This window comes from Mycolicibacterium frederiksbergense (genome assembly GCF_012223425.1).
Classification (GTDB): domain Bacteria; phylum Actinomycetota; class Actinomycetes; order Mycobacteriales; family Mycobacteriaceae; genus Mycobacterium; species Mycobacterium frederiksbergense.
Window position 1 is genome coordinate 2,204,862 of record NZ_CP038799.1, and the last position, 13,908, is coordinate 2,218,769.

Here is a 13,908-nt window from a genome sequence, read left to right on the forward strand (position 1 = left end):
CGCCCGGGCGCGCCGGCAGGCCACGGCGCAACGCCTACGCTGACCGGGTGCGGCCCACCCGTGACTTCGCCCGCCGGGCCACCCTGAGTCGATCGGTCCGCCTGCTCAGCGCCTTCCGGTACGAACAATCCGACCCCGCCCGGTTCTACGGCGCGCTGGCCGATGACACCGTCGACATGGTCGGCGAGCTGTGGACCGGGCTGCACGCCACCACCCCCGCCGGGCGCACCGCGCTGGACGTCGGCGGCGGTCCCGGCTATTTCGCATCCGCGTTCACCGCCGCCGGGATGCACTACATCGGCGTCGAACCGGACCCGACAGAGATGCACGCGGGACCCGCCGGCGAACCGGGCGGAGGCTCCTTCGTGCGGGCCTCGGGCACCGCGCTGCCGTTCGCCGACGACAGCGTGGACATCTGCCTGTCCTCCAACGTGGCCGAGCATGTGCGCAACCCCTGGCTGCTGGGCAACGAGATGTTGCGGGTCACCCGGCCCGGCGGCCTGGCGGTGCTGTCCTACACGGTGTGGTTGGGTCCGTTCGGCGGGCATGAGATGGGATTGACGCACTACCTGGGCGGGGCCAGGGCCGCCGACCGGTACGCCCGCAAACACGGCCACCGGCCCAAGAACGACTACGGATCGTCGTTGTTCGCGGTGTCGGCGGCCGACGGGTTGCGCTGGGCCGCCAGCACCGGCGCGCTGGTCGCCGCTTTTCCCCGCTACCACCCCCGATGGGCCTGGTGGATGACCGCGGCGCCGGGGCTGCGGGAATTCGCGGTGAGCAATCTGGTGCTGGTCCTGCAGCCCTGAACTGCAACAGGTTCTCGTTTCCCCGGTTTCTGGGTAGTGTGACGTCCATGACACAGACAGCGTTCAAGACGACGTGGGACAAGCTGTTCATCGGTGGCCAATGGGTTGAACCGTCGACCTCGGAGGTCATCGAGGTCTTCTCCCCCGCCACCGAGCAGAAGGTCGGGCAGGTCCCGCTGGCCGCAAAGGCGGATGTGGACGCCGCGTGCGCCGCAGCCCGCAAGGCATTCGACGAGGGCCCGTGGCCGCGGATGTCCCCGAAGGAGCGCGAGGCGGTCCTCGCCAAGGCCGTCGAGCTGATCGAGGCCCGCGCCGAGGAGTTCAAGCATCTGCTCAAGCTGGAGACCGGCCAGCCGCAGACCATCGTCGACATGATGCAGTACGGCGCGGCAATGTCGACGCTGCAGTTCTACGCCGCCGGTGCCGACAAGTTCGCGTGGCAGGACATCCGTGACGGCCTCTACGGCCAGACCCTGGTGCTCAAGGAGCCCATCGGTGTCGTCGGCGCCGTCGTGGCCTGGAACGTGCCTTTCTTCCTGGCCGCCAACAAGCTGGGCCCGGCCCTGCTGGCCGGCTGCACCATGGTGCTCAAGCCCGCCGCCGAGACCCCGCTGACCACCAACCTGATGGCCGACGTGTTCGCCGAGGCCGGTCTGCCCGAGGGCGTGCTCTCCGTGGTGCCCGGTGGTGTCGAGACCGGTCGCGCGCTGACCGACAACCCGGCGCTGGACAAGTTCACCTTCACCGGGTCGAGCGCGGTCGGCAAGGAGATCGGCAAGATCGCCGCCGAGAAGCTCAAGCCGTGCACGCTGGAACTCGGCGGCAAGTCCGCGGCGATCATCCTCGAGGACGCCGACCTGGACTCGACCCTGCCGATGCTGATCTTCTCGGGCCTGATGAACTCCGGGCAGGCCTGTGTCGGCCAGACCCGCATCCTGGCCCCGCGGTCGCGCTACGACGAGGTGGTCGAGAAGGTCGCCGCCGCGGCAGCCGGGATGCAGGCCGGCACGCCCGATGACCCGGCCGCCATGATCGGCCCGCTGATCTCGGAGAAGCAGCGTGAGCGCGTCGAGGGCTACATCAAGAAGGGCGTCGACGAGGGCGCGCGCATCGTCACCGGCGGCGGCCGGCCCGAGGGCCTGGACAGCGGCTGGTTCGTGCAGCCCACCGTGTTCGCCGATGTTGACAACTCGATGACCATCGCCCAGGAGGAGATCTTCGGACCCGTTCTGGTGGTCATCCCCTTCGACGACGAGGCCGACGCGGTGCGCATCGCCAACGACTCGGTGTACGGGCTGGCCGGTTCGGTGTACACGACCGACTACGCCAAGGCCATCGAGATCGCCAAGCAGATCCGCACCGGCACATACGGAATCAACATGTACGCCTTCGATGCGGGTGCGCCGTTCGGTGGGTACAAGAACTCCGGCATCGGCCGTGAGTGTGGCCCGGAAGGCATCTCGGGCTACTGCGAATCCAAGAGCGTGCTGCTGCCGTTCGGCTACACCCCGGAGTAGCCACAACACCCTTTCTGCGCGAGCAGACGCGAATGGCCCCAAGACCACCTGGTTTTGGGGCCATTTACGTCTGCTCGCGGGATGAGAGTTCGCTCATCTGCGGCTCCTCTTGTCCTCATCTGCGGGCACGAACCTTGTGGTGTCGGGACAACAACCAGCAAGGAGCAGACCCCATGCAGAACGCGAAGATCCTCACCGTCGCCCTGGCCCTGACCGGCCTGGGTTTTCTGGGCGCCGGCACGGCGTTCGCCGACGAGGTCTCGATGCCCGTCCCCGCCGCCACGAGCGGGACGACGATCCTGGCCGACGACGACGATGACTGGGACGACTGGCACGACGACTGGCAGGACGACGACTGGGACGACCGCTGGGACGACTGATTCGCCCGCGCCGCGCCCGTCATCCACGCCCGGATGGCGGGCGTCGCGCGTCAGGGCACGTCCTCCAGTCGATACCCCATCCCGCGCAGCGTCACGAACCGCTCGGCGCCGAGCTTGCGCCGCAGATACCGGACGTAGACGTCGACCACATTGGAATTCGGGTCGAAGTCGTAACCCCAGACGTGGCTGAGCAATTGCTCGCGGGAGAGTACCTGGCCCGGGTGGCGCAGAAAAGTCTCGGCGAGCGCGAATTCGCGCGCCGACAGATCCACGGTCTGCCCGCCGACATCGGCGCGGCGGGTGCGCAGATCCAAGTGCAGTCCCCCATAGGTCAACACCGTCAGTTCGGCCGCCCGGTGGGAGCTCAGCCGCAGCCGCACCCGGGCCAGCAGTTCTTCGAACCGGAACGGTTTGGGCATGTAGTCATCGGCACCACCCTCCAGGCCGGCCACCGTGTCCTGCACGCTGTCGCGGGCGGTGAGCACGATGACCGGGATCCCGTTGCGCTCCTGCCGCAGCCTGCGCAGCACCGAGAAACCGTCCATCTCCGGTAGGCCGATGTCCAGGACCAGCAGATCGAACCCCCCGGTGACGGCATACTCATAGGCCGCGAGCCCGTCGGCAACCGCAGTGACGGCAAAACCGTTGGCGGACAACCCCTTCTCGATGAACGACGAGATCCGCGGCTCGTCCTCGGCAATCAGGACGCGGGCCACTGCGCCTCCTCGAATCGGGCCGGTATGACGACGGTGAAGGACGCTCCGCGACCGGGGCCGCTGTCGAGCAACACCTCGCCGCCGTGCGCGTGGGCGATGGCCCGCACGATGGACAGGCCGAGACCGGCTCCGTCGGAACGCTTGCCACCCGCGCTGCCGCGGCCGAACCGCTCGAAGATGCGGGCCCGATCGGCGTCACTCACGCCCGGCCCGGAGTCGGCGACCCAGAACCGCAGCCATCCGCCGGACAGCTGGGAGCCGACCCCGATGCGGTCCCCGGCCCGGGTGTAGCGGCAGGCGTTGTCGGCCAGCGCCACCATCGCCTGGGTGATGCGCTGCGGATCCAGCACCGCGACGGTGTCGGCCGAGGCGTCCAGGGTGAACTGCCGGTCGCCCAGTTGGCTCACCTTGCCGAACACATCGGCGGTCAGCGCCCCGATGTCGACGGCGACGGGCCGCAGGAAGGCGGGTTGTTCGGCACGCGCGAGCAGCATCAGGTCCGAGACCATCCGGTTCATCCGCTCCAGTTCGTCATCGACCAGCGCGACGGTGGACTGCACATCCTCGCGGTCGCCGGCGTCGACCACCTCGAGATGGCCGCGGACGATGGTGATCGGGGTGCGCAACTCGTGGCCGATATCGTCGATGAAACGACGCTGCGCCCCGACGCCCGTCTCGATCCGGTCCAGCATGCCGTTGACGGTGACCACCAGCGCATCGAGCTCGTCGCCTGCGCCGCTGGACGGAATACGTTGCGAGAGATCGGTTTCGGTGATGGCCCGGGCGGTGCCGACGATATCGCGCAGCGGAGCCAGGATACGTCCGGCGACCAGCCAGGCCGCGCCCGCCGCCAGCAGCACGGTGATGGCGCCGACCACCAGCATCAGGCGTGCGGCGTCGTCGGCGCTGTCCCGTTCGGCATCCGCGAGGTAGGCCGCGACGATGACACCGCGTCCGGAATTGCCCTCCAGGCTCACCGGGATCGCCAGGTAGAGCACCTCGCCGGCGTCGGGATGCTGGTAGCGCCCGTCGGTCGGCACGGTCAGCTCCGCGACCAGCGCGGTGAAGGCGGCATCGCCGGCCAGGATCTCGGGTGTGCCGGGCTCCTGCCGGCTCTGGGTGCGGTACCGCCCGTCCACGTAGCCGAGGAACTTCTCGTTGGGCCGGGCGATGTTATAGGCGATCGCCTCGCGGATCACCTCGTCGACACCGGTGAAGGGATCGCCGGTGCGCGGGTTGATGCCGGGTGCGCTCAGTTCGGCGAACTCCTGCACCTCGAAGCGCAGCGCCTCGTTCATCCGGGTGTTGATACCCGACACCAGCAGCCGCCAGGTCACGAAGGTCACGATGCCCAGGGCGCCCAGCACCAGCAGCAACACCCAGCCGATGATGCGGGTGCGCGCGGTCGACGGCAGCGCGCGGCGCCATGCCGGCCGGGCCTGCGGTCCGAGGGGCATGATGTCCATCCTGCCCGTTCGCCGATCCGCGGTACTCAGTCGTCCCAGCCCCCGTCATCGTCATCGTCTCCGTCGTCGTCGTCGCCACCGTCGGTGATGGCCGGCGGCGGGGCGGGCACGTCGACGGGCGGCGGCGCCTTCGGCTCGGCCGTGATCCGCGGCGAAGCGGGTCCCGCCGGTCCGGGCACCGCCGGTAGGTCGGACGCGGCGGGGCCAGGCGCGGCGGGCACCCGCTGCGGCGCGGTGACCACGATCGGCGACGCGGGGGCGTCGTCGGCGCTCGAGGTCAGCGATATCCCGACGGCGGTCGCCGCACCCGCGACCAGCAGCGCCGCGATCGGTACCAGGATCGTCGCCTTCATGACATCCAGCCTGGCCGCCGCCGGTCACCTCACCGTGAGACGCAGATGAGAACCCTCTCATCGGCCCAGCCAACTGACCGATCCGGTGCGCTGCGGATCACAGTTTCGCCGATGCGCGCGCCGGGTAGACCAGGCCGTCAGACTTACAAGAGAAAGCACCAGCAATGAAACGTGATGTGAGAGCCCAACTCGACGTGGACATCACCGCGCCGACGACCCTAGAATTTCAGATCGCCGTGGCTCCGCACCCTGGTGCCGAGGTCACCGAATCGCTGTCGTTCCTGTTGGACGGCAAGGAGATCCAGGCCCGCGAGATGTCCAGCGCGCATGGCACCCGGATCCATATCTTCGATGCGCCCGAGGGCAACCTCACAGTGGATTATTCGGCCACGGTGATCGGTCAGGCCGACCCCGCGCCGGTGGCCGATGTCGACCTGTCGACCTACCTGCGGCCCAGCAGGTACGCCGAAGCGGACAAATTCTTCGGTTTCGCCGCAACCGAATTCGGCCAGTACGCCGACTCGGCCACCTTGCTGGAGAAGGTGTCCTCCTGGGTGGGTACCCGGCTGAGTTACGTGCCCGGCTCCAGCGACCCCATCGACGGCGCCGCGGACACCCTGCTGGCCGGCGCGGGCGTGTGCCGCGACTACGCCCACTTGGTGGTGGCGTTGCTCCGCGCGGTGAACGTGCCGGCGCGCTTGGTCGCGGTGTACGCGCCCGGGTGCTCGCCGATGGACTTCCACGCCGTCGCCGAGGCCTTCGTCGAAGGGCAGTGGCGCGTGGTCGACGCGACCTGCCTGGCCCCCCGGCAGAGCATGGTGCGGATCGCCACGGGACGCGACGCCGCCGACACGGCGTTCCTGGACAACCACAAGGGTTCAATCACCCTGAACAACGCGACGGTGACCGCGGTCGTCGACGGCGATCTGCCCCAGGATTCGATCGATCAGCTGGTGTCGATCCGCTGAGGCCCGGCGAAACTCGCGTACCCGGGGTTCCGCAGGCCCGGATCACCCCGGGTACGCGAGTTTCGGCGATGAGTTAGGGCGAAGAGTTAGAACGCATCCTCGGGCAGATCCATCGCACCCAGCTGGATCGACTCGATGACGGCGCGATCCGAGGACAACCGCGGCAGGATGTGCCGGGCGAAAAACTCCGCCGCGCCGACCTTGCCCTCGTAGAAAGCGCGATCACGATCCGAAGCGCCCTCGTCGAGCGCATCGAGGGCGATCTCGGCGTGCTCGAGCAACAGCCAGCCGATCAGCAGGTCACCGATCGCCATCAGGAACGGCACCGAGGCCAGTCCGACCCGGTACAGCTCGCGAGGTTCCTGCTGGGACGCGACCAGATAGCCGATCATCGCACCGGCCATGCCCTGCGCATCGGCCACCGCCGCCGCCAAAGCCGTTCTGCCATCCGCGATCTCGGTCCGCACAGAGTCCTTGTCCAGGAACGCCTGCACCTGACCGAGCAGGTGTGACAACGCCGCACCCTGGTCGCGGGCGATCTTGCGGAAGAAGAAGTCCTGCGCCTGGATCGCGGTGGTGCCCTCATACAGCGAGTCGATCTTGGCGTCGCGGATGTACTGCTCGATCGGATAGTCCTGCAGGTAACCCGATCCGCCGAACGTCTGCAGCGAATCGGTGAGGTAGCGGTAGGCCCGTTCGGATCCGAAACCCTTGACGATCGGCAGCAACAGATCGTTGACGTGTTCGGCCATCCGGGCATCCGCCCCGGACACGATCGCCGCCACGCTCGGGTCCTGGTGAGCCGCGGTGTACAGGTAGAGCGCGCGCAGGCCCTCGGCGTACGCCTTCTGGGTCAGCAGCGAACGGCGCACGTCCGGATGGTGCAGGATCGTCACCCGTGGCGCGGTCTTGTCCGTCATCTGAGTGAGGTCCGCGCCCTGTACGCGGGTCTTGGCGTACTCCAAGGCATTCAGGTAACCCGTGGACAGCGTCGCGATTGCTTTGGTGCCCACCATCATTCGCGCGTACTCGATGACCTTGAACATCTGGGCGATACCGCTGTGCTCATCGCCGACCAGCCAGCCGACGGCGGGTTCACCGTGCTGCCCGAACGTCAGCTCGCAGGTGGCGGACGCCTTGAGCCCCATCTTGTGTTCCAGGTTGGTGACGTAAACCCCGTTACGCTCACCGATCTCACCGGTCTGCGGATCGAAGTGGAATTTCGGCACGAAGAACAGCGACAACCCCTTGGTGCCCGGGCCCGCGCCGGCGGGCCGCGCGAGCACCGCGTGCACGATGTTCTCGTAGACGTCGCCGGTGTCACCGTTGGTGATGAAGCGCTTGACGCCGTCGAGGTGCCACGAGCCATCGGGTTGCTCGACGGCCTTGGTCCGTCCCGCACCGACATCGGAGCCGGCATCCGGTTCGGTCAGCACCATGGTGCCGCCCCAGTTGCGTTCGGCCATCAGCGACGCCCAGTGCTTCTGCTGTTCGTTGCCGAGGCCGTGGACGATGTCGGCGAGCACCGGCCCGGAGTGGCAGATGTAGGCCGCGGGCTGCGCGCCCAGCGCGAACTCCGCGATCGCCCAGGTGAGCATTGCCGGCGCGGGCAGACCACCGACGGCCTCGTCGAGACCGACCCGGAACCACTCGCTGTCCTGCCATGCCCGCAGCGCGGCCTTGAAAGGTTCTGGGTAGCTGACGGTGTGCGTCGACGGATCGAATGTGGGTGGGTTGCGGTCGGTTTCGGCGAACGCCTCGGCCAACGGCCCTTCGGCCAGCCGGGCGGCTTCGCTGAGCATCTCGCGTACCGAGGCACCATCGAGGTCGCCGAAGTCACCGGTTGCCAGCGCTTTGTCGATGTTCAGCGCCTCGAACAGGTTGAATTCGACATCGCGGACGTTGGAAATGTAGTGCCCCATGCGGGTGAGAATAATCCCGCAACCGGCCGGGGTTCCACCGATTCGGATAGCTGTCAGTGCCGCGCCGCGTCGGGTGTTCATCATCTGTTCACCGGCGACCTGCGGATACGCCGGAATATCGGATGCCGACCTCGGCGTTCATTCCTTATGCTTGAACCCACAGACTAGGAGGGGCACCGATGTTGCTCATCGAGCTCAACGTTGCCGGCCGTCGCTTCACCCGGCGGCTGGGTGATCGCCCACGCCCCGTGGTCCTGCTGAACCGGCTCAACCGGCAGTTGCGGTTCTCGCGCGCGGCTTAAGCGGCCTTGCTCCAGCGCACGCAGACGAATTCACCGTTGCGGTCCACGTCGGTCAGCACCCATTCCGAGCGCATCGGCAGCAGCCGCGCCCCGGCGCCCAGCGTGCAGGGTGCGTAGGTGACCACCATCTCGTCGACGAGGCCGGCCGCCACGAACTGCGCCGCGGTCTGACCGCCGCCGACCACCCACACATCTCTGTCTCCCGCGGCGGCCAGCAGCTCGGCGTGCAGGCCGGCGATGTCGCCGTCGAAGGTCTGCACCGGGTGACCGTCCTGCACGATGTCGGGTCTGCTGGTGAGGATCCAGCTGGGCTGGGTGTACATCCACTGCCCCGGTAGGTTTTTCGCGATCCACTCGTAGGTGGACGACCCCATGACCAGCGCGCCGACATCGGCGACGAAGGCCTCGTAACCGAACGGTCCGTTCGGGTCGAAATCCCGCGTCAGGAGCCAGTCCAGGCTGTCCGCCTCATCGACGATGAACCCGTCCAGCGTGGAGGCGGTGAAGTAGATCGTCTTCATGTCAGTCCCTTCGCATCCATTCGAGTGGGTCGCCGCGGTGCACCTGGATGCCGTGCCGAATCAACATGGTGCGCACCAGTTCTCGGCGATGCGCCGAGTAGGTGAGGACGTGCGCGATGATGCCGTACAGCTGGAAGGACTCGGGCGGATCACACAGCGCGTCGATCACGGTGTCGCTCAGCCGGCCCTGCTCGCCGTAGTCGCGCACCATCGCCGTCCAGCGCGCCGACACCTCGTCGTGGTCGGCGGCCAACCGCGGGGCCGCGCGGATGCCGGGTCGGACGGGCTGGTCGCGCCCCTCGATGCTGGCCAGCCAGACCTCCTTGGTCCACACCAGCGCGCCGAGCACCGCCGCGACGCTGGGCTCTTCACCGTCCCACTCCAGGATCACCTGCCCCGGTGAAACCGGTTCGTCCCATTGCGATTCCGACAATCCGGCGGCTGCACCGATGAGCGCTGCGGTGTCGGCGATATCGTGCGCGATCATCAGCAGCGAGATATCGGGGCGCTGCGTATCCCCGGGGCTGTCCAGCCACAACGATTCCGGAGGATGGAAATGCATCCCGTTGGGGGCGGGTAGCCGGAACCCGACATCGGTGGCCTGGGACGGCGGGACCCCGAAGGCGCGCCGGAACGCGCGGGAGAACACCTCCGGCGCCGACCATCCCTCGTCGAGGGCGACCGCGGCCACCCCTTCCCCGCGCTGCAACCGCCAGGCCGCCCGCTCCAGCATCACGCGGCGGCGCAGCGCGGCCGGCGGTTCGCCGGTGAGCCGGCTGACCTCCCGGGAGAAGTGAAACTCCGAGGCGAAACTGCTGCGCGCCATGCCGGCGACGTCGGTGTTGCCGCTGTCCACCACCGAGTCGAGCAGCTCACGGAGCCGGTCCCGGCGCGGCCCATTCGGCTGAACACTCACAGCTTCCGAGTATCGCGGCTACCCCCGACCGGCGACATGACATTTCCTGCTCGACGGTGGGAACTAGACTCCGGACTCGGTGAGTGAATTCGATGCGCTGTGCGCCAACGACGGTGATTTGGCCGACCTACGCCTGGAGGTTCGGCGGTTCGTGCACGCCGACCGGGAGAGTTTCGGCTGGCAGCCCGAGATCGACTCCTGGCTGACCAGTTGGGACGCCGGTTTCAGCGCGCGACTGGCCGATGCCGGTTTCGTCGGGCTGACCATCCCCACCGAGTACGGCGGGCACGGGCAGGGTTTCCTGCACCGCTACGTCGTCACCGAGGAACTGCTCGGGGCGGGTGCCCCGGTTGCCGCGCACTGGTTCGCCGACCGTCAGGTCGCGCCGTCATTGCTGAGCTACGGCAGCGAGGAGCAGCGCCGGCGGCTGCTGCCCGGGATCGCCACCGGCAGGCTGTACTCGGCGATCGGGATGAGCGAACACGGCGCCGGCTCGGACCTGGCCGCGACCGCCACCCGCGCCACCCGCACCGACGGGGGCTGGGTGCTCAACGGCACCAAGGTGTGGACCAGCGGCGGGCACCGCGCCCATTTCGCGATCGTGCTGGCCCGCACCAGCCCGCTGGATCCCGACCACCGGCACGCCGGCTTCAGCCAGTTCATCGTCACGCTGGATTCCCCCGGCATCACCATCAGCCCGATCATCACGCTCGACGGTCACCACCACTTCAACGAGGTCACCTTCGACGATGTCGCGGTCGGTGACGCCGACGTGCTGGGCGAGGTCGGCGACGGCTGGCATCAGGTGACGGCCGAACTCGGTTTCGAGCGCAGCGGCCCGGAGCGCATCCTGTCCACCGCGATCCTGATCTTCGGGGTGATCAGAGCGCTCGGCGCCCAGCAGGTCGATGACCGCACCGCCGCGGAGGTCGGCGACCTGGTGGGCCGGGTGACGGCGCTGCGGCAGTTGTCGGTGTCGGTGGCCCGGGCACTGTCGGACGGGCAGGATGCGGCGACACGGGCCGCCCTGGTGAAGGACCTGGGGACGCGTTTCGAGCAGCAGTCGGTGGAGCTGTGCGCGGACCTGCTGGACTACGTCGATGACGATGCGGACCTGCGTGCCATCCTCGACACCGCGCGCCGGCACTCGCCGATGTTCACGCTGCGCGGCGGGACCAACGAGGTGCTGCGCGGTGTGATCGCCCGCGGCCTGGGAGTGCGATGAGCGAGTTGGACGAGCTGAAGCAGCTGGTCGCCGACATCGGCCGGCGGTCCTATGACGCCCGGTTCGGCAAGCGCCGGCTGCCCGAGGTCTTCGACGCCGACCTGTGGCGCACTCTCGACGAGTCCGGGTTGACCCGGCTCACCACCGAACAGGGTGCGGGACCGCGCGAGGCCGCCATCGTGCTCGCCGGGCTGGCCCGCCACGGTGCCGCCGTGCCGGTCGCCGAAACCGATCTGCTGGCCGGCTGGCTGGCCGGCGAGGCGGGGCTGGAGGTCCCGGCCGGCCCACTCACGGTGGCGGTCGGCGCGGCAGGTGCCGCCCGCGAGGTGCCGTGGCCGTCTGACGCCGCCGTCGTCCTGGCCGCTCGGGAACCCGACGGACTGCACGTCGGCCTGCTCGACGACCCCGAGGTCACCCTCGCGTACAACCTGGCCGGTGAGCCTCGCGGCGCGCTGCGGTACCGCACAGACGGGTTGACCCGGCTGGATCCGGCCGCCGGTGACGAGTTGGTGCGCCGCGGCGCGTGGGCCCGGTGCGTGCAGATCGTCGGCGCCTTCGACTCTGCGCTGGAGCTGACCGTCGCGCACACGTCCGAGCGCGTGCAGTTCGGCCGGACGCTGAGCAAGTTCCAGGCCGTGCAGCACTCGCTGGCCGCCATGGCGGGCGAGATCGAACAGGCCAGGGCGGCCACCGACCTGGCCACCGCCGCGGTGGCCGACCACGGGTTCGCCGACGCCAGGTCCGATTACGCGGTGACGATCGCGAAGATCGCGGTCGGCCGCGCCGTCACGCCGGTGACCACCATCGCCCATCAGTTGCACGGCGCCATCGGGGTCACCATCGAGCACCAGTTGTGGTCGGCGACCATGCGGGCCCGCAGCTGGTCCGACGAGTTCGGCAGCACCGCGTCCCACGCCCGGCGCCTGGGCCGGCTGGTGCTCGACGCCGCCGACCCGTGGGATGTGCTGATCAGTTCACCGTGATGGTCACGAGTCCAGGACCTGACCGACCCGGGCTTCCACGTCACCGAGCCCGCTCAGGTCGATCCCGAAACGTCCGGTGAGCTGGTCGAGCACGTCGGCGGCGGAGTTCAGCCGGATCTTCTCGGTGCCGCCTGCGGCGTGGATGGCGAGGTGGCGGCCCCGCAGATTCCAGCGGGCGTCGTCGGTGACCAGGGCGACGGACAGCCCGACGACGAAGCCGGACTTCGGGTAGGTCGAGACGTACCAGCTGCCCACCTCCAGATCGATGAGGCGTCTCGGCTCGTCGGTGAACAGATACAGCGGCTCCCACCGAGCGCGGATCTGCGCCTCCAGCCGCAAGGTGCCCGCACCGGCGTCGACGATCCGGTAGGGCTCGTGGCGGGTCTGCTGCACCGGCCCGGCTTCCAGGCGGATCGGCGAGGACAGCGTCTGTCCGCCGAACCCGACATCGGCCAGGAACCGCCCGTCGACACCGGGGACGGTGACCGCCAGCACGTTGTGCGTCATCGCCGGCATCGGCGCATCCCACGCCGCCGGCGGCGACGCATCGAACTCGCCCATCCACACGACGCGTCCGGCCAGCCGGTCCACTCCGAATCCGAGGGCCTCCAGCGCGTAGCCGAACAGCCCGTTCTGTTCGTAGCAGTACCCACCGCGGCGGCGGTGCACCAGCTTGTCGACCAGGGCGGTCGCACCGAGGTCTGCGACGGGCGTGCCCAGCACCGGGTCCAGGGTCTCGAACGGGATGGACCTGTTGTGCGCGGCGTGCAGAGCGTGCAGGGTGTCCAGTGTCGGTTCCGGCGGGCTGGAGCGAAGCGACCCGGGGATAGTCTGAGCCGGCCCCTGATAGCCGATCCGAGCGAGGTAGGCCGCGATGTCCGGTGTCATGCCCCCATCCTGTGTCCTCAACCTCGGTTCAGGTCAACCGACCTTTGACCGCCTACCCGTTCCATGCGAAACTAGAACACGTTCTAGTTTCAACATCGGAGGCACCCCATGAGCTCGCCCGATATCGATCCCACCGAGATCACCAAGTTCGATCCCAGCCTCACCGAGCGGGTGATGGGGCTGCTGCGGCCGTTCCTGAAGGCGTATCACCGCTCCGAGGTCCGCGGCCTGGAGAACTTCCCGAACGGCGGCGCGCTGGTGGTCTGCAACCACTCCGGTGGCATGTTCCCCATGGATGTGCCCATTTTCGCGGCCGATTTCTACGAGCGGTTCGGCTATGGGCGCCCGGTGTACACATTGAGCCACGCCATGCTGATGATCGGCCCCACCGGCGACTTCTTCAAGAAGACCGGCTTCATCCTGGCCAGCCACGAGAACGCCGATGAGGCGCTGCGCTCCGGCGGCGTCGTCGTGGTGTTCCCCGGCGGTGACTACGACGTCTACCGTCCCACCAGCGAGGCCAACAAGATCGATTTCGACGGCCGGCAGGGCTATGTGCGCGCGGCCATCAACGCCGGGGTGCCCATCGTGCCGATGGTCGGCATCGGCGGGCAGGAGACCCAGCTCTACCTGTCCCGCGGCACCTGGCTGGCCAAGCGGCTCGGCCCGATCGCGCGGCTGGCGCGCACCAAGATCGTCCCGCTGTCCTTCGGTTTCCCGTTCGGGCTGTCGGCCGTGGTGCCGATGAACGTGCCGCTGCCCGCCAAGATCGTCATGCAGGTGCTGGCGCCGGTCGACATCGAGGCCCAGTTCGGGGAGACCCCCGATATCGACGAGGTCGACGCCCATGTCCGGCGCGTCATGCAGGGCGCTCTCGACGAATTGGCCGCCGAACGCCGCCTGCCGGTCATCGGCTGATCGTGGGGCTTCTCGATTTCCCCC

Annotated in this window: 15 protein-coding genes; 8 read left to right on the forward strand and 7 right to left on the reverse strand. The window is 68.6% G+C overall.

The window, feature by feature from the left end; genetic code table 11:
• Window positions 1-47: 47 nt before the first annotated feature.
• The 3 genes from EXE63_RS13560 to EXE63_RS13570 all read left to right on the forward strand — a co-directional run bounded on the left by EXE63_RS13560 (window position 48) and on the right by EXE63_RS13570 (window position 2,706).
• Window positions 48-809 (forward strand): class I SAM-dependent methyltransferase, encoded by a 762-nt coding sequence (locus tag EXE63_RS13560; protein ID WP_168142356.1) that lies wholly within the window; start codon window positions 48-50, stop codon window positions 807-809.
• Between the two features lie 47 nt (window positions 810-856).
• Window positions 857-2,326, forward strand: coding sequence for an aldehyde dehydrogenase (locus EXE63_RS13565; RefSeq protein WP_168142357.1), 1,470 nt, complete (start codon window positions 857-859; stop codon window positions 2,324-2,326).
• Window positions 2,327-2,499: 173 nt separating this feature from the next.
• On the forward strand, window positions 2,500-2,706 hold the full coding sequence (locus tag EXE63_RS13570; RefSeq protein WP_168140742.1) for a hypothetical protein: 207 nt from the start codon (window positions 2,500-2,502) through the stop codon (window positions 2,704-2,706).
• Window positions 2,707-2,756: 50 nt separating this feature from the next.
• Here the strand turns inward: EXE63_RS13570 and EXE63_RS13575 are convergent, their stop codons facing one another.
• The 3 genes from EXE63_RS13575 to EXE63_RS13585 are packed head-to-tail and all read right to left on the reverse strand — an operon-like array spanning window position 2,757 to window position 5,241.
• Entirely contained in the window at window positions 2,757-3,422 is a 666-nt protein-coding gene (locus EXE63_RS13575) for a response regulator transcription factor (RefSeq protein WP_168142358.1), read from the reverse strand.
• The gene (locus tag EXE63_RS13580; protein ID WP_210000500.1) at window positions 3,407-4,879 is read right to left on the reverse strand and encodes a sensor histidine kinase; all 1,473 of its coding nucleotides are present in this window, start codon (window positions 4,877-4,879) and stop codon (window positions 3,407-3,409) included. Before EXE63_RS13580 ends, EXE63_RS13575 begins: the two co-directional genes overlap by 16 nt.
• A 35-nt stretch (window positions 4,880-4,914) precedes the next feature.
• The gene (locus EXE63_RS13585; RefSeq protein ID WP_168142360.1) at window positions 4,915-5,241 is read right to left on the reverse strand and encodes a hypothetical protein; all 327 of its coding nucleotides are present in this window, start codon (window positions 5,239-5,241) and stop codon (window positions 4,915-4,917) included.
• 164 nt (window positions 5,242-5,405) lie between these two features.
• Between EXE63_RS13585 and EXE63_RS13590 the strand changes: the two genes are divergently transcribed.
• Window positions 5,406-6,209 (forward strand): transglutaminase-like domain-containing protein, encoded by an 804-nt coding sequence (locus tag EXE63_RS13590; RefSeq protein ID WP_168142361.1) that lies wholly within the window; start codon window positions 5,406-5,408, stop codon window positions 6,207-6,209.
• An 86-nt stretch (window positions 6,210-6,295) separates the two neighbouring features.
• On the opposite strand, the gene EXE63_RS13595 is transcribed toward EXE63_RS13590, so the two are convergent.
• The gene (locus EXE63_RS13595; protein ID WP_168142362.1) at window positions 6,296-8,131 is read right to left on the reverse strand and encodes an acyl-CoA dehydrogenase; all 1,836 of its coding nucleotides are present in this window, start codon (window positions 8,129-8,131) and stop codon (window positions 6,296-6,298) included.
• A gap of 179 nt (window positions 8,132-8,310) precedes the next feature.
• On the opposite strand from EXE63_RS13595, the gene EXE63_RS33275 reads away from it, so the two are divergent.
• Window positions 8,311-8,433, forward strand: coding sequence for a hypothetical protein (locus EXE63_RS33275; RefSeq protein ID WP_272955805.1), 123 nt, complete (start codon window positions 8,311-8,313; stop codon window positions 8,431-8,433).
• Here EXE63_RS33275 and EXE63_RS13600 read toward each other — a convergent pair.
• Both EXE63_RS13600 and EXE63_RS13605 read right to left on the reverse strand, forming a co-directional pair.
• A complete protein-coding gene (locus EXE63_RS13600; RefSeq protein ID WP_168142363.1) occupies window positions 8,430-8,954 on the reverse strand; it encodes a dihydrofolate reductase family protein in 525 nt (174 codons plus the stop codon). The genes EXE63_RS33275 and EXE63_RS13600 overlap by 4 nt on opposite strands.
• A gap of 1 nt (window position 8,955) precedes the next feature.
• Window positions 8,956-9,870, reverse strand: coding sequence for a helix-turn-helix domain-containing protein (locus tag EXE63_RS13605; protein WP_168142364.1), 915 nt, complete (start codon window positions 9,868-9,870; stop codon window positions 8,956-8,958).
• 79 nt (window positions 9,871-9,949) lie between these two features.
• Between EXE63_RS13605 and EXE63_RS13610 the strand changes: the two genes are divergently transcribed.
• Together EXE63_RS13610 and EXE63_RS13615 are read left to right on the forward strand one after the other, a co-directional pair.
• Complete coding sequence (locus tag EXE63_RS13610) at window positions 9,950-11,095, forward strand: acyl-CoA dehydrogenase family protein (RefSeq protein ID WP_168142365.1); 1,146 nt, start codon at window positions 9,950-9,952, stop codon at window positions 11,093-11,095.
• Window positions 11,092-12,078 (forward strand): acyl-CoA dehydrogenase family protein, encoded by a 987-nt coding sequence (locus tag EXE63_RS13615; RefSeq protein WP_168142366.1) that lies wholly within the window; start codon window positions 11,092-11,094, stop codon window positions 12,076-12,078. Before EXE63_RS13610 ends, EXE63_RS13615 begins: the two co-directional genes overlap by 4 nt.
• A 3-nt stretch (window positions 12,079-12,081) precedes the next feature.
• On the opposite strand, the gene EXE63_RS13620 is transcribed toward EXE63_RS13615, so the two are convergent.
• A complete protein-coding gene (locus EXE63_RS13620; RefSeq protein ID WP_168142367.1) occupies window positions 12,082-12,966 on the reverse strand; it encodes an arylamine N-acetyltransferase family protein in 885 nt (294 codons plus the stop codon).
• Window positions 12,967-13,074: 108 nt separating this feature from the next.
• Between EXE63_RS13620 and EXE63_RS13625 the strand changes: the two genes are divergently transcribed.
• Window positions 13,075-13,884 carry a 1-acyl-sn-glycerol-3-phosphate acyltransferase gene (locus EXE63_RS13625; RefSeq protein ID WP_168142368.1) on the forward strand — a complete coding sequence of 270 codons (810 nt, stop codon included), beginning with the start codon at window positions 13,075-13,077 and terminating at the stop codon, window positions 13,882-13,884.
• Window positions 13,885-13,908: the final 24 nt, after the last annotated feature.